12 protein-coding genes are annotated in these 21,800 nt (G+C 48.5%); all 12 read right to left on the bottom strand.

The genetic code is table 11. The features are described from left to right. Position 1 precedes the first annotated feature (1 nt). Complete coding sequence (gene uup, locus JKP77_RS10365; protein ID WP_218311119.1) at positions 2-1,942, bottom strand: ATP-binding cassette ATPase Uup; 1,941 nt, start codon at positions 1,940-1,942, stop codon at positions 2-4. Further along, positions 1,939-2,172, bottom strand: coding sequence for a glutaredoxin family protein (locus tag JKP77_RS10360; protein WP_218311118.1), 234 nt, complete (start codon positions 2,170-2,172; stop codon positions 1,939-1,941). The genes uup and JKP77_RS10360 overlap by 4 nt, the downstream gene beginning before the upstream one ends. Beyond that, a complete protein-coding gene (gene rlmKL, locus JKP77_RS10355; RefSeq protein ID WP_218311117.1) occupies positions 2,169-4,265 on the bottom strand; it encodes a bifunctional 23S rRNA (guanine(2069)-N(7))-methyltransferase RlmK/23S rRNA (guanine(2445)-N(2))-methyltransferase RlmL in 2,097 nt (698 codons plus the stop codon). The genes JKP77_RS10360 and rlmKL overlap by 4 nt, the downstream gene beginning before the upstream one ends. A 37-nt stretch (positions 4,266-4,302) precedes the next feature. Further along, entirely contained in the window at positions 4,303-5,310 is a 1,008-nt protein-coding gene (pyrD, locus tag JKP77_RS10350) for a quinone-dependent dihydroorotate dehydrogenase (RefSeq protein WP_218311116.1), read from the bottom strand. A 71-nt stretch (positions 5,311-5,381) separates the two neighbouring features. After that, complete coding sequence (locus tag JKP77_RS10345) at positions 5,382-10,220, bottom strand: NAD-glutamate dehydrogenase (RefSeq protein WP_218311115.1); 4,839 nt, start codon at positions 10,218-10,220, stop codon at positions 5,382-5,384. Between the two features lie 176 nt (positions 10,221-10,396). After that, positions 10,397-12,724: an efflux RND transporter permease subunit gene (locus JKP77_RS10340; protein WP_218311114.1), complete on the bottom strand. Its 2,328-nt coding sequence runs from the start codon at positions 12,722-12,724 to the stop codon at positions 10,397-10,399. A gap of 7 nt (positions 12,725-12,731) precedes the next feature. Further along, positions 12,732-13,766 carry a WD40/YVTN/BNR-like repeat-containing protein gene (locus tag JKP77_RS10335; RefSeq protein WP_218311113.1) on the bottom strand — a complete coding sequence of 345 codons (1,035 nt, stop codon included), beginning with the start codon at positions 13,764-13,766 and terminating at the stop codon, positions 12,732-12,734. Positions 13,767-13,845: 79 nt separating this feature from the next. After that, positions 13,846-15,213 (bottom strand): DUF1329 domain-containing protein, encoded by a 1,368-nt coding sequence (locus tag JKP77_RS10330; protein ID WP_218311112.1) that lies wholly within the window; start codon positions 15,211-15,213, stop codon positions 13,846-13,848. 13 nt (positions 15,214-15,226) lie between these two features. Then, on the bottom strand, positions 15,227-17,290 hold the full coding sequence (locus tag JKP77_RS10325; RefSeq protein WP_218311111.1) for a DUF1302 domain-containing protein: 2,064 nt from the start codon (positions 17,288-17,290) through the stop codon (positions 15,227-15,229). 191 nt (positions 17,291-17,481) lie between these two features. Next, entirely contained in the window at positions 17,482-17,724 is a 243-nt protein-coding gene (locus tag JKP77_RS10320; protein ID WP_218311110.1) for a DUF2835 family protein, read from the bottom strand. Beyond that, the gene (gene pepN / locus JKP77_RS10315; protein WP_218311109.1) at positions 17,702-20,308 is read right to left on the bottom strand and encodes an aminopeptidase N; all 2,607 of its coding nucleotides are present in this window, start codon (positions 20,306-20,308) and stop codon (positions 17,702-17,704) included. The genes JKP77_RS10320 and pepN overlap by 23 nt, the downstream gene beginning before the upstream one ends. A gap of 21 nt (positions 20,309-20,329) precedes the next feature. Beyond that, positions 20,330-21,799 (bottom strand): Na+/H+ antiporter NhaC, encoded by a 1,470-nt coding sequence (gene nhaC, locus JKP77_RS10310; protein WP_218311108.1) that lies wholly within the window; start codon positions 21,797-21,799, stop codon positions 20,330-20,332. Position 21,800 lies beyond the last annotated feature (1 nt).

Here is a 21,800-nt window from a genome sequence, read left to right as displayed (position 1 = left end):
TTTACTGCTGATTATCTTCCAGCATGCTTTCTAATTCATCCCAGCGCGCATATTTCCGGGATAGCTCATTTTCTGTGTCGGCCAACTGCTCCAGCAAGGGTGCGGTAGCAGCTGCGTCCTGTTTAAAAAAGTCCGGGTCGTTTACATTATCCTGCAAGTCGCTTACGCGCGCTTCGAGTTTTTCAATATCTGCAGGCAGTGTATCCAGTTCCCGTTGATCTTTGTATGATAACTTTTTCGTCTTGCGGGGAGAAGACTTAGCACTAGGACTTCCATCCGCGCTATTAGTTTCATTCTTTAACGCAGACTGTGCTTCTTTTTTCTGCACGTCTCGTGCTTTATCTCGGGCCTGATACCATTGTTCGATATCAGTAAATCCGCCTACGAATTCACGTAAGACTCCGTTCCCTTCGAAAACCAGACAGCTGTTAGCAACATTATCAACAAATTCTCTGTCGTGGCTTACCAGAAGTACGGTTCCCTCGTAGTCATTGAGAAGCGTTTCCAGCATCTCCAGCGTTTCGACGTCAAGATCGTTGGTTGGCTCGTCGAGCACTAGCACGTTGCTGGGCTTAAGCATCAGCCTGGCTAGCATCAGTCGGTTTTTCTCCCCGCCAGATAACGATTTCACTGGCGAGTTAACCCGCTCAGGACTGAACAGATAGTCCTGCAAATAGCTGATTACATGACGTGGATGCCCGTTAACGGTTAAATCACGTTTGCCATCAGCTACGGCATCAATCACCGTCTTTTCCGGATCCAGGCCCTGGCGGTGCTGATCGAAGTATGCGACCTCCAGATTAGTACCCGGTTTTGATTCACCACTATCAGGCGTTAACTGACCTAATAACAGCTTGATAAGCGTACTTTTCCCGACACCGTTTGGTCCCACAAGCGCCAGCTTATCACCTCTCAGAACATTCAGGTTGAGGTGACTGACAATGTTTTTATCTTCTATCGCATAGCTCAGGTCATTCACTTCAAACACGCGCTTACCGGAACGCGATGCCTGATGCTGCGAAACAACAGCCGACCCCATTAAATCGCGGCGGGCTTTGCGGGCTTCGCGTAATTTTTTGAGCGCCCTTACCCGGCCTTCATTGCGGGTTCGCCGTGCTTTAATACCCTGGCGGATCCATACCTCTTCCTGCGCGAGTTTGCGATCAAACTCTGCATTCTGTGAGGCTTCAACTTCCAGATCCTGTTGTTTTTTGTCAAGGTAGGTCTGGTAGTTTCCTGGGTAGCTGGTAAGCGTGCCTCGGTCCAGATCGACAATGCGGGTAGCCATATTGCGAATAAAAGCACGATCGTGGCTGACAAAAACGATGGCCCCTTTAAAAAACAGCAAGCTTTGTTCAAGCCAGCGAATCATTTCAATATCGAGATGGTTGGTCGGCTCGTCCAGTAATAACAGGTCAGGTTGACGCACCAGCGCTCTGGCCAGCGCCGCTTTACGCCGCCATCCGCCCGACAACGTAGACAGTGATGCTTCTGCATCCAGTTTCAACATGGTCAGGGTTTGTTCAATCTGTTGCTCAAACTGCCAGGCATCGCGGCTCTCCAGTGCTTCCTGCAATTGTTGCAAGCGATTAAGGTTTGCTTCAGAGGGATCCTCTGCCACCAGTCGTGTTTGTTTGAAATAATCTTTTAAGATCTGACCGACATCCGCCAATCCTTCCGCTACATAATCGAACAGGCTGATGTCGGTCGTTTGCGGGGGATCCTGCTCCAGGCGGGCGATGATGGTATTCCCTTCAATGATACGCTGGCCGTCATCCGCGATAATATCGCCAGCGATCACTTTCATCAGAGTAGACTTACCGCTTCCGTTACGCCCTACCAGGCAAACCCGTTCGCCAGGCTGTACAACCAACTCTACCCCGTCAAGTAGCGGGGGGTTGCCGTAAATAACAGTTATATTCTTTAACTGCAGAATGCTCACTGTAGAAATGCCTCCAGCATCTGGCTGTCAAATGGCCAGCCTATTTCATTATCGTTATCGACGCGTTTAAGCACCGGAATACGGACACCGTAATAGTGATACCACTGGGTATTGTCTCTCACGTTGCGCATCTCTATTTCAAGCGATGAATAACGTGTGGTTTTTTCTAGCTCCTGTTGAGCCAGGTCGCAAAGCTCGCAGTGCGGACCGGTGTAAAACAGTATCTTCATGACTGCAGGATCCAGCACTTATGAATCGGCGACGCCTTTTTGAAATCTTCAGGTATGGTGTCATGCGTAATATCTTCTATCTGTAAACCGAGCGCCTCAACGGCGTTATTATCGAGCTTAAACCCTTTACGGTTATTGGAAAATATTATCGTCCCGCCCGGTGCAAGGCACTTCACTGCGCTTTTTAGCATCGCGACATGATCGCGCTGTACATCCCAGGTTGACTGCATACGTTTTGAATTGGAAAACGACGGTGGATCAATAAAAATCAAACCGTATTTCCCGTCGTGTTGATCAAGCCAGGTAGTGCAGTCGGCCTGTATAAATGCATTGGCACCTTTCAGGCTATTCAGTGCGAAATTCTGCTTAGCCCAGTCCAGATAGGTCTTTGACATATCTACCGTTGTGACCGAGCGCGCTTCTCCCATGGCTGCGAACACAGATACACTGCCGGTGTAGGAAAACAGATTCAGCACGTCCTTGCCTTTCGAACGCGCTTTTACTATCTGTCGCGTGTCCCTGTGATCTAAAAACAGGCCGGTATCCAGATAGTCAGTCGGATTCACTATAAAGCGGGCACCGTTTTCCCAGACTTCGAGAGTATTCCCCTTTTCGCTCATTTTTTCATATTGCTTCTGGCCCTTTTGCTGACTGCGGACTTTAAGGGCAATCTTTTGTGGAGACACACCTGTCACGGCTGGCAGATGCAATAGTACATCCTGTAGTCTGCGACGTGCCTTATCTTCAGATACTGTCTTGGGCGGCGCATACTCCTGCACAACCAGCCAGTCGCCGTAGCAGTCAATGGCGACGTTATAGTCTGGCAAATCTGCATCGTAAAGACGGTAACAATTTGTATCCTGCGACTTCAGCCAGCTCTTGCGCTTTTTCAGATTCTTACGTAGCCGGTTAGCAAACTCATGGTCTTCTGCATCACCGGTAAACTGCTGGCAGTTGTCGCTGTCCATAACATAGTTCACGAAACGACATTCCAGCTTGCCATTATTCATGGCGTAATCTTTCGCTGCGCGCAACTTCATGACTCTGAGAAGGTCGCGATTACTGCTAAGCAAAGAAACATGCCAGTCTTTCCACGCTTCTTTAAAACGCTTACCCCAGTGCGAAAAAAGTGGGATGAGGTCGGTAAGCTCACCAAGACGCTCGCCATATGGCGGGTTCGTTACCACATATCCGGGCGTTTTCTCTGGTGGTGACGCTTTGGTGGCATCCTGAACATGGAACTGAATATCATTAAATACCCCGGCTACGTCCGCATTCTTTCGCGCTACCGCAATCAATTTACGGCTGACGTCGCTCGCATTAATGCTGCAGCTCGCCTCGGTTTGTCCTGCAAGTGCCTGCTCAATCAGACTGTTCCACATGGTTGCATTGTGACCCAGCCAACGGTTAAAGCCCCAATAGTCACGTTTTATACCTGGCGCAATATTTCTGGCTATATAGGCCGCTTCAATAGCAATGGTTCCAGAGCCACACATCAGATCTACTAAGGGTTTGTCGGAGTCCTGCGTCCAGCCACTTCTAATGAGCATGGCACACGCAATATGTTCCTTCAGGGGGGCTTCACCGGCGTCCTGACGGTAGGCCCGCTGGTGTAAACTGGTGCCGGACAAGTCCAGCCCGATGATCACATTGTCTCTGTGGCATTTTGCGTATACCGGAAAGTCAGGCATCCTGCGCTCGACGTTAGGGCGCTGTGAACCACTTTCCAGGAAATGATCGACAATCGCATCCTTGATTTTCACCGCGCCGAACTGGGTATTTCTGATTGCGCGGTTAGTACCGGTAAAGTTCACCGACAATGTATCACGGGGATCCATATGCATTTGCCAGTCGATGTCGCTGGCGGTTTGATAAAGTGCCTCTTCCGAGTCTGCTTTCCCGCTATTAAGCACCCACACTACCCGATTGGCGAGTCGTGACCACAGGCACAATGTATAAGCTTGCTCTAGCGTGCCTTCGAACTGCAGAGCACCGGGTGACAGTTTCACCTCAACTCCAGGGCAAAGCGTTTCAATTTCCTGTTTTACCAGTTCATCGAGTCCGCGGCTTGACGTGACAAGAATACTGTTCATAGCGTTCCTAAATTACGGTTTTGTATTGCAGCAGACATCATATTGCTTTCACAATGCTGCGAACGAGTGCCGGGCCCTGATAAATAAAGGCGGAATACACCTGTACAAGAGATGCCCCGGCCTGCAGACGGTCCTTAGCTGCCTGAGGGCTATCAATGCCGCCCACACCAATGATCGGAATTTCTCTGTCCAGCGCATCGGAAAGTTTGCGGGTAACGTCAAGGCTCATCTGCGTCATAACAGAGCCGCTTAAACCGCCGGCTTCATCAGCATGTGGCAGCCCTTTCACGGCCTCCCTGCTAAGGGTAGTGTTGGTGGCAATCACGCCGTCCATTTTGGTCTTAAGTAAAGACGCCGCAATACTCTGAATTTCACTGTCGTTTAAATCCGGCGCAATTTTAATAAACAGCGGAACATACTTACCATGCGTCTGGCAAAGTGTCTCCTGCGCTGCCTTTAACCCGTTTAATAACGAATCCAGTGCCTCACCATACTGGAGATTCCGCAGACCCGGGGTGTTTGGTGACGAGATGTTCACCGTGACATAACTGGCGTACGGGTAAACCTTATTCAGACATATCAGATAATCGTCCAGCGCTTTGGACTCTTCCGTGTCTTTATTTTTGCCGATATTGATTCCGATAGGCCCTTTAAACTGGCTTCGTTTCACTTGCTCAATAAGGTGATCCACGCCCTTATTGTTAAAGCCCATGCGATTAATGATGGCTTCTTTTTCGCTTATCCGGAAAAGCCTTGGCTTGGGGTTTCCTGGCTGGGGACGCGGAGTGACAGTGCCAACTTCGACAAACCCGAAGCCCATCGCCGCAAACGCATCGATGCATTCACCATTCTTGTCCAGTCCTGCGGCCAACCCTACCGGATTATCAAACGTGATCCCGGAAACCGTCACCGGCTTTTTAATAGTTGGTGTCGAATACAGCCATTTCAGCGGAGTGTGCTGAGTTTTATGTAGCCAGTTGATGGTAAAGTCGTGGCTTTTTTCAGGCTCACAAGCGAGTAGAATTTTCTGTGCTATTGATTGCATACATCACGCGTCAGGTAGCTATAAAAAAGCCCTGTTAAACAGGGCTTCTTAATCTGTTGAATGTGCGTATTCTAATGGTTCGACTTAACGCTTAAAAGCATCAATTCACGCAAAGCCACAGAAAACTTCGCAAATTCGTGAGTAGAACTGGTTTTGAACTCTGACATCATGTGATACCAGCGCTTCAACAGCGTTTCATTGCTGTCAATCCAGGTGTCGAGAATTTCGTCAGCGTCAGTTGCATCTGGACGTGAATGCAACAGGTTTGCTGTGATAGAACGCTGTTGCCAGTCCAATTCCTCGCGATAGGATGCCCGTGCAAGCGCCTGCCAGTGGTTGCTTACCGCCTGGTTGGTAATTTGATCCAGGAACCAGTGCAGTTCCAGTTTCGAGCCCAACTGGAAGTACAATTTGGCGATCACTGACGTATCATGCGCATCACTTTCATTAATCTGCGCCAAATCAAGGCTGGAGAACATATTTGAGAAGCTGGCGACCTGGTACGCAATGTCCGCAGGTACACCGGCTTTCACAAAGCGACTGGTTTTTTCTTCCAGCTGCGCGTACTCACCCTCAACCAGATAATGCTCAAGGTTGCGCGAGAGATTATCAAACGTATCGCGATAGCTTGCGATTGCCTCTTCCACACCCAGAGATTTATTCCCATGACGAATATACCAGCGAGCAGAGCGGCGCATCGTGCGACGGGCTGCCTCCAACATTTCCAGTTGCAGTTTTGCCGGGATCACATTATCCAGTTCTTCGATGCGTTTCCACAACGAGTTGATGTTGAAGATCCCTTTCACTATCGCATAAGCATTGGCTATCTCATCTACCGTCGCGCCCGTCTCTTCCTGCATGCGGAACACAAAGTTAAGACCCATATCGTTAACCATGTTATTGGTTAACTTGGTGGCGATGATTTCTCCGCGCAGTGGATGCTCTTCCATCTGCGCGGCGAACTTCTCACGCAATACCGGCGGGAAAGCTTCAACTAACAGCTTTCCATGGAATGGATTCTGCGTGATTTCAGGAATGTTCAGTGCATCTTTCATCACCATCTTGCCATAGGCAATCAGCACACTCAGTTCCGGACGTGTCAGGCCGCGGTTTGATGCTACGCGATCGGAAATTTCATCATCGCTGGGAATAAATTCAAGCTCACGGTTTAAGAACCCTTCACGTTCAAGACCGTGGATGAAACGAAGCTGCTCCTTGAGCTGTTTTACCCCCGCCATTTCAGTAATAGAAATAGACTGCGTCTGGCGATAACAGTCATGCAACACGATACGAGATACATCATCTGTCATATCGTATAGCAGGTTATTTCGCTGCTTGACCGTAAGGTCGCCTTTATTTACCAGGCTGTTAAGCAGGATCTTAATGTTAACTTCGTTATCAGAGCAATCTACACCGCCTACGTTGTCAATAAAGTCGGTGTTAACACGACCACCAACAGAGGCATACTCGACTCGTCCTAATTGGGTAAGTCCGAGGTTACCGCCCTCGCCCACGATCTTCGCCTGAACGTCTTTGCCGTTCACACGCAAATCGTCATTCGCGCGGTCGCCCACTTCCGAGTGGCTCTCTTTCTTGCTCTTAATGTAGGTACCGATGCCGCCATTCCAAATCAGATCTACCGGCATTTTCAGAATGTTGTGGATCAGCTCATTCGGCGTCATGGTCACCTGACGAGTGCCCAGCCACTTTTTCATCTCAGGCGTCAGTTTGATTGACTTAGCCGAGCGGTTGAAAATACCGCCGCCTTTAGAGATCAGCGAGCTGTCGTAATCTTCCCAACTCAGTCGTGGGTTTTCGAACAAGCGCTGACGCTCTTTGTAACTGGACTCGGCATCCGGATTCGGGTCAAAGAAAATATGCAAATGGTTAAATGCGGCAACCAGGCGGGTGTGTTTAGACAGCAACATACCATTACCGAATACATCCCCTGCCATGTCACCAATGCCCACACCGGTGAAATCTGTAGTCTGGCAATCGATACCTATTTCGCGGAAATGGCGTTTAACAGATTCCCAGGCACCACGTGCAGTGATCCCCATTTTTTTATGGTCATAGCCAATACTGCCGCCGGAAGCAAACGCATCACCCAACCAGAAGTTGTATTCATCAGAGATACTGTTAGCAATATCAGAGAACGTTGCCGTTCCCTTATCGGCAGCAACAACCAGATACGGATCGTCTTCATCCAGACGCACTACGTCTTTTGGTGGCACAATTTCGCCATCAACGATGTTGTCGGTAATATCCAGCAAGCTGCGGATAAAGGTGCGGTAACAAGCCTGACCTTCGGCCTGAATCGCTTCGCGCCCTTCACCTACCGGCAGGCGTTTACAGACGAATCCGCCTTTTGCACCGACCGGAACGATCACGGTATTTTTAACCTGCTGTGCTTTCACCAATCCCAGCACTTCAGTACGGAAATCTTCCTGACGGTCAGACCAGCGCAGTCCGCCGCGCGCCACTTTACCGCCGCGAAGGTGGACACCTTCGACTTTTGGTGAGTACACAAAGATTTCAAACTTCGGCAGAGGCAACGGCATATCCGGGATAAGTTCCGGCATCATTTTGAACGAGACATAGCTCTTCTCGTTATTCTCGCTGTCAGTCTGATAGAAGTTAGTACGCAACGTCGCACTCATCATATCCAGATAACGGCGGATAATCCTGTCATCATCCAGATTGGATACGCTATCCAGCTGCACCTTTATGTCTTCTAAAATAGCATCCTGCTTTTTCTGCGTACGCTTCTTAAACGGGTTGAAACGCTGCTCGAAGAAATCCACCAGTAAACGTGCGATGTCTGGATAATTCGCCAGGGTATTGGCAATGTAGTCACGACTGAATGAACTTCCCGTCTGACGCATGTATTTCGCGTATGCTCGCAATATTGTGACTTTACGGCCAGTCAGACCTGCACCCAGAATCAACCGGTTAAAGGCATCATCTTCCAGGGCGTTATACCAAACCTTGGCAAACGCATCCTGAAACAGCACCTGCGCTGTTTCCATATCAAAATGCTGACCACTTTTGTGCAGCATGGAGAAATCCATGATCCAGTTACGCTCACCCTCTGCACACGTCACTTTGTATGGGCTCTCGTCGATTACGCGTAACCCGAAGTTCTCCAGCATCGGCAGCACATCAGACAAATGGATAGGCTCAGCTCGGTGGAACAGCTTCAGTTTCACTACCTGGCTATCTGCCTGCTCTTCCTGAGGACGATAGAACAACATATCCAGCGTATGCTCGTCGCTAAGCAACTCCAGTTTACCAATATCAACCAGCGCCGCGCTTGGCAGGTTATGGTCCATGTAGCTGCGCGAAAATGCATTGGTATACTTACGCTCAACCGACTTGCCATTCGCTTCACCATGGGCTGCGGTAATCGCCGCAGCGAGGCGGTCATTCCACGTCTTGGTGAGCTCAATAATATTCTTTTCGATTTCTTTCACATCATATTCCGCGTTATTGTCTTTTACCCTCGCAATGTAGTGCGTGCGGGCATACACAGACTCAGAAAAGAACGTAGTAAATTCTACTTCACCGTCTGCGTTGAGGGACTTCTTGAGCAACTCCTGGGTTTCTTTACGAAGCTGGGTGTTGTAACGCTCCCGTGGAACAAACACCATACAAGAGAAGAAACGGCCAAAGGTGTCTTTGCGGATAAACAGCCGTGAAATGCCACGCTCCTGCATCTGGAAAATACCCATGACAATTTGGGCAAGCTCTGCCGCCGGAGTTTGCAACAGCTCATCCCGCGGGTAGGTTTCAACAATATTTACAAACGCTTTATACGCATGTGTGCCTGGCTCAAACCCGGATAAATCTGTGATGCGCTGAATTTTTTCCCGCAGAATAGGTAACTGGGTGGCGCTTTGATTGTAAAACGAAGCAGAATACAGGCCCAGGAAGCGATGCTCACCGATGACCTGTCCGTCGTTGTTAAACACTTTCACTCCGACATAGTCCATGTAGGCAGGACGATGCACACGTGAGCGGCTGTTTGTCTTCGTCAGAATAAGTGGGTTTTCACTCAAGGCTTCAGCCCGGGCTGACGCCGGCAGTTTTGAAATCAGGCGCTCTCGATCGCTGATAGAGTTTTTCATCAGGCCGAGGCTGCTATCATTCGCCGGTATCCAGCGATGGTCCCCTTCGATGGCTTTCACGTCGTAGTAACGGTATCCCATCAAGGTAAAATTGTGGTCTGCCAACCAATCCAGAAATTGTTTGGTTTGTTTCGTTTCACTGCTGTCGACTGGCCAGTTAAGTTTACTGGCGTCTTTTACAACGGCATGCAACTTATCTGTCATTTGTTGCCAGTCCTGCACGGCAAGACTGACTTCATCAACAACTGAGAACAGCTCTTTTTTCAGGCTGTCGAGATCTTTTTTCGTGGTCTGGCGATCAATTTCAATAAACAACACAGTTTGCTTTACGGTGTCTTTATCTTTTTCACTGGGATCAACAAAATCACTGATCTGCCCTGCCTTGTCCCGCTTCAACCAAATCGGACTGTGAAGAAACAGGTGCGCAGTAATGCCCAGTCTGTTTAGTGTCATTCGCACGGAGTCAACCAGAAAAGGAACGTCGTTGACAATAATCTCAACGATGGTGTGACTTGAATGCCAGCCGTGCTTGGCAATCTCAGGATTAAAAACCCGGATATAGGGTGATTGGCTGTCGAATTTGTCCAGCGCGTTCCACAGACTCAGTGTTGCGCCGTAGAGGTCGCTGTCGTTGCGGTGCTCAAGGTCGTCACTGGAAATATTTTTGTATAACAAGCGACCAAATTGCTGAACCAGAGATTTTTTATTGGCATCGACCTTCTTGTCGATGAGTGAATATACATTCTCTAGCAAAACGGAGTGTCGCTGTGAGGTGACTGTCATGTATAAACCTTATAATTGTCGTAAGTGCAGAGTATCGCTGAGTATTTTCGCTAATTTGGCGGGACTTATAAAGCCCCTTTTTAACGGATTATTAACAGGATAGATAAGTATGCAGAAAACACCCAAAAAAAAGGGCCTTACGGCCCTTTTTTCTGATTAGCTATGCAAAAATAATTTTATGCACCCTGGTCGTTTCGCTTCCACCAGAGGAATCTAGCTAATGCAGGCAGGACAATAATGGCACCTAACATGTTCACGACGAACATAAAGGTCAGCAGGATGCCCATATCCATCTGGAATTTCAGCGACGAGAATACCCAGGTACTGACCCCAATCGCTAAGGTTATTCCGGTAAACAACACGGCACTACCACGCTCGCGTAACGCGCAGAGGTAGGCTTGCTGAACGGTGGCGCCCTGCTTGAGCTCAAGGCTCTTCGTGGACAGGATATAAATACCATAATCCACACCAATACCCACGCCTAATGCGATTACCGGTAACGTAGATACGGTCAGTCCAATCTGCAAGTATGTCATCAGCGCCTGCGCCAGTACCGAAACAACGTAAAGCGGTATCACCACAACCAGCGTTGCTCTTATAGAACGGAAGCTGATCAAGCAAAGCGCGATGACAGCACCAAACACATACATCATCATAGGTGTTTGCGCAGCTTTCACGGCTTCATTGGTTGCCGCCATAACGCCAACCGGGCCTGATGCCAGACTGAATTTCATATCATCGGTTTCATAATCGGTACGATACGCTTTCACCGCGTCAACTACCCGCGAGATAGTTTCTGCTTTGTGATCTTCCATAAACAGAATGATAGGCATCACAGAGCAGTTACCGTTAAGCAGTCCCGATGATGTTGGAACACGTGAAATGGCCTGAACCAGCGTTTGCTGATTACGAGGAAGCACCTGCCATTTGACATTACCTTCGTTATAACCGGCGTTAACCACCTTCGCGACAGAAGCCAGCGATACCGATGACTGCACGCCCTTAACGTTTTCCATTTTCCATTGGAAATCGTCCATAGCATTCATAACACTATATGATGTACAGGCCTCAGGCGTGGTCTCTACCAATACTGAAATATAATCGACTGTCACCTCGTACTTGTCGGTTATCAGAAACGTATCCTGGTTGTATCTTGACGACTCATGCAGCGCCGGAGCCCCGGCATGTAAGTCGCCGATTTTCATTTGGTGCGACTGATAATAGCCAAACACAAACAAAATCGCTGTAACGACCAAAATTATCGATGCCGGGCCTTTGCGTGAGCAGGCAGCAATGACGTTCCAGAACGCCTCAGATTTACGCTCTTTACCATCAAATTTGTTTACGTAGTCTTCATCAAGCTTCAGGAAGCTCATCAGCACCGGTAACAACAACAGGTTGGTGAGGATGATCACCGCCACACCTAAACTTGCAGTAATGGCAAGCTCTCTGATGATACCGATGTCGATGACCAGTAGCGTCATGAAGCCGACTGTATCTGATAGCAGCGCTATGCCGCCGGGAACCAGTAAGTTGCGGAATGCGCCCATTGCAGCGCGTTTGGCACCAATGCCTTTGACGGCCTGTTTCTCCACAGCATTGATCATCTGTACGCCGTGGCTCACCCCAATTGCAAATACCAGAAACGGTACCAGTATTGACATAGGATCCATGCCAAATCCAAGCGACGTCAGCAAGCCAAGCTGCCACACCACAGCGATGACGGAACATAACAGCGGCAGTACTGTGAGCATGATGCTGCGACAGAAGAAGAACACCATGATGGCGGTTATCGCGATAGCAATGGCAAAGAAGAAAACGACATCTTTCGCGCCATCAGCAACATCACCAATCATTTTTGCAAAGCCGATGATATGAATAGAAATATCATCGTTTTCATACTGGCCGCGAAGTTGTTCTTCGAGTTCAGCCGCAAATGCCAGTGTGTCCAGTGGCTCACCGGTTTGTGGGTCTAACTCTAATAACTGAGCCGTCACCATCGCACAGGAATAATCACTGGATACCTGACGGCCTACAATATTCGCTTTCTCGACATTGGCAGCCACTAAATCCAGCGCACGCTGGTTAGAGGAGTCAAAATCTGCGGGAATGACCGGACCACCGGCAAAACCGCCTTCAACAATCTCAGTGAAGCGGGTTGATGGTGAAAATAGTGATACAACCAGTGAACGGTCTACACCGTTAATGAAGAACAACTGATCGTGCACATTCTTCAAGGTGTCAAAGAAGTTCTGGTTGTATATGTTGCCATTCTTATCACACACAGACACCAGGATATTATTGGCGCCGCCGAAATCTTTACGATGCTCCATATAGGTCTGCATGTATTCGTGATTCAGCGGAATATTTTTCTCAAACCCTGCGTCAAGACGCATCTGAGAAGCCTGATAACCGAGAAACAGAGTGGCAATTGCGAACACGGCCACAACCAGCTTCCGGTTGGAAAATACTATCTTTTCGATAACCTGAGTGATTCTCGACATAATTCTCTTACTTCAAATTCATTATTTTAATGCCGTTGGCGGATACCGCGATGGTATTGCCCTTAAACTGAACAGCATTTAGTAGCGCGGCTTTATCATCAACCTGACGTGTTTTGATCCCTTTAGCAGGCTCACAGCGTGACGTCGATGCGTAAGGATCATGCTCACTGACCGGTAGCGGGCGTTGTGCCGAAACCAGCATGCCATTGTTACCCATAGCGACTACGCGCTCATCACTGGCAACAAAAACGGAATTAAGTGTACTGGTTGAACAGGTATTCACGTACTCCCACACGCCATCACGCATAACAAACATATTACCCCGTAACCCAACGGCAAGGAGTGTGTCTGCGTCAAGTGGCCGAATGTCAAAGAATGAGCCGGTGTAATCTACCTCATAGCGCTCCCACTCACGGCCGCCATTTTCGCTGTAGGCCAGCAAGCCAGCTTCACCCGCTAAATAAAGAATACCGTCCTGAGGAGTCACACGGTTTATGTGTGGAAGAATAGAGTTTAGTTCTTGCTGATAGAAGTCAGGATCCTGCTCTTTAATATCTTCGAGATATTCACGATCCATAGGTGCAAGCAAACTTGCATGACGCTCTGACTGCCAAGTCGCGCCGCCGTCAGCGGTTCGGTAAAAAAGACCGTATGCGCCTACAGCAATTCCTTCATGTGCTGAGAAAAAAACAACATCAAGAAAAGGTCGCTGAAGGTCAGGCTCAAAATTCTGTATTTCCCAGGTTTTACCACGATCAGCGGAATGAAGAATAACCGCATCGTGTCCTACCGCCCACACGTTATCGCCCTGAATAGTGGTTGCAGTGAGAGTAGATTTCGTAGGAACCTCAACTTGCTCGAATGTTTCACCATCCGACGAAATAAGAATATGCCCTCGCTCCCCTACAATCACAACGTATTCACTGGCATCAACGTCCAGCAACACTGACTCTTTGACCAGCGGCGCCATAAACGCTTGTTCAGCCATGGCGTTAACGCTTAATACTGATGCTGCAATACATGCCGCAAAGGCTTTATTCATATCTCACAACTTCCTTAAAACTATGAAGTTAATACAAAAACGGTTGGCATTGCCAACCGTTTTCTTACTCTCAGGCAAATTAACGCATACCTTCTCGTCTTAATGCCTGTGGCGTAAACTCGCGGTCCTGAGGACGGATGGTGAAGTCATACATGCCTTCTTCATTGTCCAGACCAATCGCCAGATAGCGACGAGAGTTCAGGTCGTGATATACGTCAAGCGTAGACCATTGTGTAGGAACTTCGTAGTAGTTTATACCGTATGCTACACCAACCCGATACAGCTCACCGCGATTGTCGTACATATCAGCGACCTGGATCTGCCAGCTGTCTTCATCAATGAAGAATACGCGCTTCTGGTAAACGTGACGGAAACCTTCTTTCAACGTGGCTTCAACAACCCAAACACGGTGCTTTTCCCAACGCGTCAAATCTGGATTGATATGATTAGGCTGAAGAATGTCTGAATAACTTACATTATCACTATGCAGTGCATAATTATTGTAAGCAATAAACATTTCCTTCTTGCCTTTCAGCTCCCAGTTGTAGCGGTTAGGCGAGCCGTTGAACATATCGAAATCATCCGTGGTACGCAGGCCGTCAGCCGCAGTTCCCGGTGTATCATAAGCAATATTTGGCGCTAGACGCACACGACGCTGACCAGTGTTGTATGTCCAAGCCTTACGCGGCTCTTTTATCTGGTCTACCGTTTCATGTACCAACAGTGCAGTACCAGCAAGACGTGCAGGCTCCGTTACCTTTTGCTTGAACATGAACAGAATATTGTCTTCAACCAGCTTCTCTGGCGTCACACCTTCTTTCGCGTACTGAATAAGAAGCTGCTCATCAAAACCAATAACGTTGTAGTCACCCGATGACGTTACCGCTGCCTGGCCACCATTACGTTGCACCGCTTCACCACGATAGCGAAGGATGTGGTTCCAAATCGCTTCCAAACCGTTTTGTGGAATTGGGAATGGAATACCAACAGCAGCGCCTTTTATGCCATTACCGCCATCAAGCAGTTCGGCGCGCGTCGCATTGGCTTTGGTTGCGTCGTAAATATCCTGCGGGTTAGAGGCTGAGCGACGTGTTTCGTATACCGGCATACGGAATGTTTCCGGATACGCTTCAAACAGCTTCTTCTGCCCTTCTGACAGCATGTCAGCATATTCTTTATAGTTTTGTGCGGTAATTTCAAACAGCACTTTATCATTTGGATACGGATCAGGATGGTGATCGCCCACGGAGTAACCTGAAGGCGCTTCAGTGATACCACCGGTCCATGCCGGAATACTGCCGTCTGCGTTTCCTGCCTTTTCGGCACCCAGCGGTGTCAGTTCGTTTCCAAGCTTATTTGCCTCAGCGTCTGAGACCTTCGCCATTGCGCTGGCACCTGACAGTGCCAGTGACAACGCGGCTGCGATAATTCCTACTTTTCTAATCATAAACACCACTCTATTAGATTGAATACTTGATATTGAATGATACGAAGTCTCGGTCTGCAAGCGCATTCGTTGTACCGATACCACCCCAGAACGCGCTGTAAGACGCCGTCGCAGACCACTTGCTCAAGTAATCAAAGGTAAAGGCAATGCTTGCCGACTTCGTATCTTCGGTGAACAGGAACAACGGATCAGGTGTTGTACCACTCACATCGTGCGAGAACGTTGCTCGCGTGCGCAAGTTAATGCCCGAATAGATATTGTTAAAATCTGCAACTGCCAGTACGCGGTAACCCCAAGCGTCATCGGTTGCAAACGGATTCGTTTCCGGACCATCAGACAGACCTACATGAAGCCCAGGACGCGGATTGCCATCGGCAGTAGGTTCGAGCGAAGGCGTACGTGACGTGCCTGGTGCATTCAACCGGATTACATCAGGATCCGGGAAATCAACGATATTTACGTAACCCGCCTCACCCAGCAGGATGAAGTTATCTGAACCGAACGCCGGACCAAATACGTGGGATGCAGTGAACTGTGCCTGCCAGGTATCCGAGAACAAATACCCTTCAGCTGTCTCACCAGGACCAACCGCACGGCCGATGTTGTTGAGCTGTGAAATACCTTCCAGATCAGGACGTAAACCCGCGTTCGCCAGCTGTTCCGGCATACCCATATACAATAATTCTACGTCGTCAATTTGTAATGGCTCATCCACACGGTAAGCAAACTCACCGGATACGGCCGTTGTTCCAACGTTGGTATTGAAGCTGAAGCCGTAAAGCTTGATATCTTCAGGGTAGTAAAACTTGGCTTCAGTAAATGCGCCTAACTGCGTGATGTTATTTTTTGTCACTTCGTTTTGCGCGATGAAAGCCAGATCCTGACCAATTCCCTGCGGAGTAAAGTCAGACGTTTGACCAGAAATCAGCGGACGCTGACTGTGATAATTAATATGGTAGAAGCTCAGCTCAGATTGATTCAGCATTTCCGCAAACCACGTCAGGCGAATACCATACTGCCCCTGATCATCCGCATCTACGTGCGCATCATCTGAATAGCCGCGAATAGCAACCTTAGTAGGATAAGCCAGATAGGCCTGAGAAATCTGTGAACTGTCGGCACCGGCTCTCAGCGCGTCGCCAAGACCATTCAGTGATGCTAACAAGTGGTCCAGATCAATATCCGGGTTACCGGAGAAGCCTAGTTGTACGTTATTAGACTGACCACCCTCGCCTGCGAAATCGTTCGTGGCAAAGTAGCTTCCGCCCACTGGCAGCCAGCTGCGCTCCCATTCATACTGATAGTAACCAGAAATACTGACAGTATCGGTTAGGCCCAAAGAAGCGAACACCATACCTACCGGGATGAAGACTTCTTTTAACTCTGCCCCCGGTGCACGGGCACGGGTAACATCAACCGGGTTTGTGGTATTGATACCGTGCTGGATAAAGGTACTTTCACCCCAGCTGATAACCTGCTGACCTACGCGAACGGTAAGTGGCTTGTCACCAATCCACCAGTCACCATAGAAGAATGCGTCAAGCAGGCGCACATCCTGGCAAAGTAAATCTTTTGCTTCTGGATCAGAACAAAGGTCGTAACGCTGGCCGGTAATTGGGTTAGCGTAATCGCGCTCGTTGTTCATCTGTTCAAAGTCATAGAACCAGAAGCCACGCGCGAAGAATCCATAATCGCCAAAGTTAATGTCTAACTCATGGTTACCCGATATTTGCGTAGAGAAAGGGTCACCCGGATCGTGCGCAAGGTTACCCAGGTCACCATTGGTAGAATAACCACCATCGGAAAGTGCCCATACATCAGCACTGGGATAAATGACATTGGTAGCGGCGTTGTAACCTGTCCAGTCAAACTGGAAATGGTTACTGTTACCGATCAGGTCGAAATCCCTGTCTTCTGTTCGAATACTTGTCGCCAGAGTGATGTTTGAGTCAAGTGTGACACTCACATCTCCGAAGTCCCAGCTGGCAGCAGTTGCTGGCAGTGAAGCTGCACCGAATAAGGCAATAATTCCGGCAGCGATAGGCGACTTTTTAAACGCGCGAGGCCTGTTTGTCATAATTTTTATTCTCCCAAGTCAGCGCAATGGTTGCGCAGACATAAAGACCAACCATATTGATTAACAAAATGATTACATCATTTTGTCGGGATCGCAAGAACTAATCGTACCAGTTAACAATTAAAAGAAAATCTTTTCTTTCAGAGAGTTAATCATACAATTCTTAACATGAATAAAATTTGAACAGGAACTTAACGAATACGCTCAAGGGATTTAATTTTATTTTTTTGGTCTACTATCATTCGAAAGCTGCCCTTTACCCCGTCGGAGCCAACGAAATGGCGCAGTCTTGAGGTAGGAACCTGAACGCGCAAACCATTATCCGCGGTGAGAACCACCGCGGGCGTATTGTTTTGGTACAGTGCCTCACACATCCGGTAAGGCACTGAAATGTTAAAATGATAGACCGTATCAGTCGGTGTTATGTTTGTCATAAGCGAGACTTTTACTCACCTTCTCAAACAGATCCCGGCTAAGCCCCTTATGATTTAACAAGCGGGATAATTGCTGCTTCATCTGAACCTGATGGCTGCTGGCGAACTGTTGCCACTGAGTGAGCGGTGTCACAATGCGCGCCGCTACCTGCGGATTTGTTTTATCAAGCGCTAACAGATAATCGGTAACGAACTTGTACCCACTACCATCAGCAGCATGAAAGCCTGTGCTGTTGTAAAAAGCAAAGCTGCCGATAAGCGCTCTCACCCGGTTTGGATTTCCCATACTGAACTGGGGATGCTCCTTTAACATGCTGATATGAGCCAGAATATCTTCTCTGGGCTGAGTTGCATGCAGCGCAAACCATTTGTCCAGAACCAGTGGATCATGCTTCCAGGTGCTTTCAAACGCTTCCATCAATGATGAAAATTGCGTTGGGCTGCCATACTGTGCGGCTTTCAGAGCACCCAACGTGTCTGTCATATTATCCGCCTGATGAAAATGGTCTTCGCACAACGCATCATGCTCTTCTACTCTTGCAAGGTGTGAGAGAACAACATTTTTACAACGACGAGCATTCACTGCCTGCTGATCATAACGATAACCGCCAGTCGCTGTGCTCTCTAATAAGGCCAGCAATGGCGAAGACAGTTTGTTGGCGAAATCCTGACAGAAAGCCTCACGGGCTGAAACCAGCGACGCAACATCAATATCGGTACGTGTCTGACAAAGCGTCTCAAAACTGGGGATAACGAGACACTCGCCCAGCAACTCATAGTTGTCATTCTCAGCATCGATTACCTGTTGTAATCCCTGCCAGATTGTTTCGCTGACCAATTCGGCTTTTCCTTCCTGATATTGCGTAATACACCAGTCATATAACTGTTGCAGCGCATCCCAGCGATTAAAATCGTCATTAGCAAAGCGGAATATGGTCAGATAGTCGTCGGGCGAAAGTGAATTATGGACTTTTGCAGGCGCAGAAAAATTACCCAGTAGCGCGGGAGTGAGTGAAGATGCAGATGCTTTTACAGTAAACTGTATACTCTCATCCTCCAGTACCAGCATATTATTCTGAATCATGCCTTCCTCGTCAGAATATTGATGCCCTTCACTATCAAGTATTTCGATGGCAACCGGCAGCACCAACGGCAACTTATCCTTCTGATCGGCAGTTGGCGGCGTATGTTGACTCAACGTAAAAGTATGCGTGTGTGAATTCTCATCAAAATCAGATTTAATACTCAGTACAGGCGTACCCGACTGGCTATACCAGCGCGAGAACTGAGTAAGATCGCGGTCGGTCGCGAACTGCATGGACGCAACAAAATCGTCACAGGTAACCGCCTGACCATCATGACGTCGGAAATATTCATCCATACCCTTGCGAAACCCCTCAGGCCCCAGCAGCGTATGGAACATGCGAATGACTTCAGCGCCTTTGTCATAAACGGTGACGGTGTAGAAGTTATTCATTTCCATCACTTCATCCGGACGGATGGGATGACTCATCGCACTGGCATCTTCTGCAAACTGGTGTTCACGCATCACCCGGACGTGTTTAATCCGGTTGCTTAATTCTGAGGTCATATCGGCACTAAACTGTTGGTCGCGGAACACCGTCAGCCCCTCTTTCAGGCTAAGCTGAAACCAGTCCCGACAAGTAACCCGATTGCCCGTCCAGTTATGAAAATACTCATGAGCAATGACAGACTCGACATTGAAAAAGTCATCGTCGGTTGCAGTCTGCTGATCAGCAAGAACAAACTTGCTGTTAAAGATGTTCAGGCCTTTGTTCTCCATTGCCCCCATATTGAAAAAGTCGACGGCAACAATCATGTATACATCAAGATCATATTCAAGACCGAATGTATCTTCATCCCATTTCATCGCGCGCTTGAGCGATTCCAGAGCGAAATGCCCACGCTCCCGCTTTCCTTTATCCACATACAATTCCAGTGCCACGTCCCTGCCGCTTGTCGTGGTGTAAGAATCTGTCAGCTGATCAAAATCGCCGGCCACGACCGCAAACAAATAACTCGGTTTTGGGAAAGGATCTTCCCAGGTTACCCAGTGTGTGCCGTCGCTATTGTCACCCTGCTCAATTAAGTTGCCGTTGGCCAGCATGGTAGGCAATGTTGATTTGTCACCGTGAAGGGTAACCCGATAGGTGGCAAGTACATCGGGCCTGTCGAGAAAATACGTAATACGTCTGAACCCTTCTGCCTCGCACTGCGTGCAGTATACGCCGTTTGAGCGATACAGCCCTTCCAGCGCCTGATTGTTATCCGGGTCGATTTCAGTTTCGATATGCAGGCTGAAATTATCAGGAACAGATTCCAGCGTCAGAGAAGTGTCTTCGACAATAGGAGAAGGAACGACTTTTCCATCAATGGCAACCGAGATAAGGTTAAGCTTTTCGCCATCCAGAACTAAAGGTGCTTTCTTGTCACCTTTTCTTTCAATTGTTAAGTCGCTGACTACCCGGGTTTTGGTTGGGTGGAGGTAGATTGATAACGATACCGAGGAAATTGTGAAGTCGGGCGGAAGATAATCCGCCCGACGTTTTATTTGAACTGACATAGTTGCTCCTGTAAACGAAAACTACGCGCGTTCCTCTTCATTTTTCTGATAAGGAGGCTCAATTCTGAGGATCTTAACGCCCAGATACGCGTATATCACAGCAAGAATAGGATTAATTACGTTGAAAAACGCATAGAAGATGTATTCAAATGGATGCACCATTAATACACCGTGCATGTAAGCGCCACATGTGTTCCATGGGATCAATGGCGAGGTTATTGTCCCGCCATCTTCAAGGCTTCGAGACAGGTTAAGCTGGTCCAGCCCGCGCTTGGCAAACTCTTCCTTATACATCCGGCCAGGCATGACTATCGCCATGTACTGGTCGGCAGTTACCAGGTTCGTGCCAATGCAGGTCAGAATGGTACGGCTTATCATATCGCCGGCTGATTTCGCGCCATGCAATATCGCACTGACTGCACGCTTCAACAGGCCCACCTTTTCCAGAACCGCCCCGAAAGACATAGCGCAGAAGATCAGCCAGATTGTGTTAAGCATCGATGACATACCACCGCGGGATAACAAGTCATTCAAATTGGCGTCCGGGGTAGAGAAACTCACACCATCATAAAGCGCTTTCCAGACAACCTTGATACTGCCTATTGCTGCAGAGTCGTCCGGATTCGCCATATCTGAAATCACTTCCGGCTGGAACACCAGTGCCCAGACACCACCCAGCATTGCGCCAATGGATACTGCCGGAAACGCCGGCATCTTTTTTACTGCCAGCGTTAGCAGCACAGCTAAAGGCACCAACAGATACCATCCCAAATCAAACGAATCATTAAGCAATGTCTGCATCTGCTCGATACGCCCGGCTGACACAGAAGCGTCTTCACTGAATCCCAGGATGGTGAACAAAATTAAGGCAATGATAAAACTCGGCACTGTTGTCCAGAGCATGTAGCGAATATGTTCAAATAAATCCGTGCCTGCTACTGCCGGAGCCAGGTTTGTGGTCTCAGACAACGGCGAGATTTTATCACCGAAGTAAGAGCCCGAAATAACCGCACCTGCGGTTATCGCCGCAGACATCTCCATACCGGATGCTACGCCCATCAACGCGACACCGACTGTTGCAGCCGTGGTCCATGAACTGCCAATACTCATCGCTACGACGGCACAAATAAGACAGGTTGCTGCGTAGAAAAAGGACGGATTAAGTAATTCGAGACCGTAATAAATCAGTGTAGGCACGGTGCCTGACAACATCCAGGTACCAATTAGTGAGCCCACCGCCAGCAAGATAAGACATGCGCCAAGCGCCATTGAAATACCACTAACGATACCTTTTTCAATCGCTTTCCAGCTATGGCCGTTCTTCATGCCAATAATGGCAGCCATTCCCATACCCAGTAGCAGCGCTATCTGATTGGGGCCGTAAGAAGAGTTGTCGCCAAATAAATAGACGGCGCCGCCCATCATGACGATAAGCGCAATAATCGGAATCAGCGCATCAGTTAACGTTGGCGTTTTAATGGTTTTACTCATT

It is taken from the genome of Alteromonas antoniana (assembly GCF_019249295.1).
Classification (GTDB): domain Bacteria; phylum Pseudomonadota; class Gammaproteobacteria; order Enterobacterales; family Alteromonadaceae; genus Alteromonas; species Alteromonas antoniana.
The sequence above is the reverse complement of the archived record's forward strand: the minus strand, read 5'-3'. Positions and strand labels throughout refer to the sequence as shown.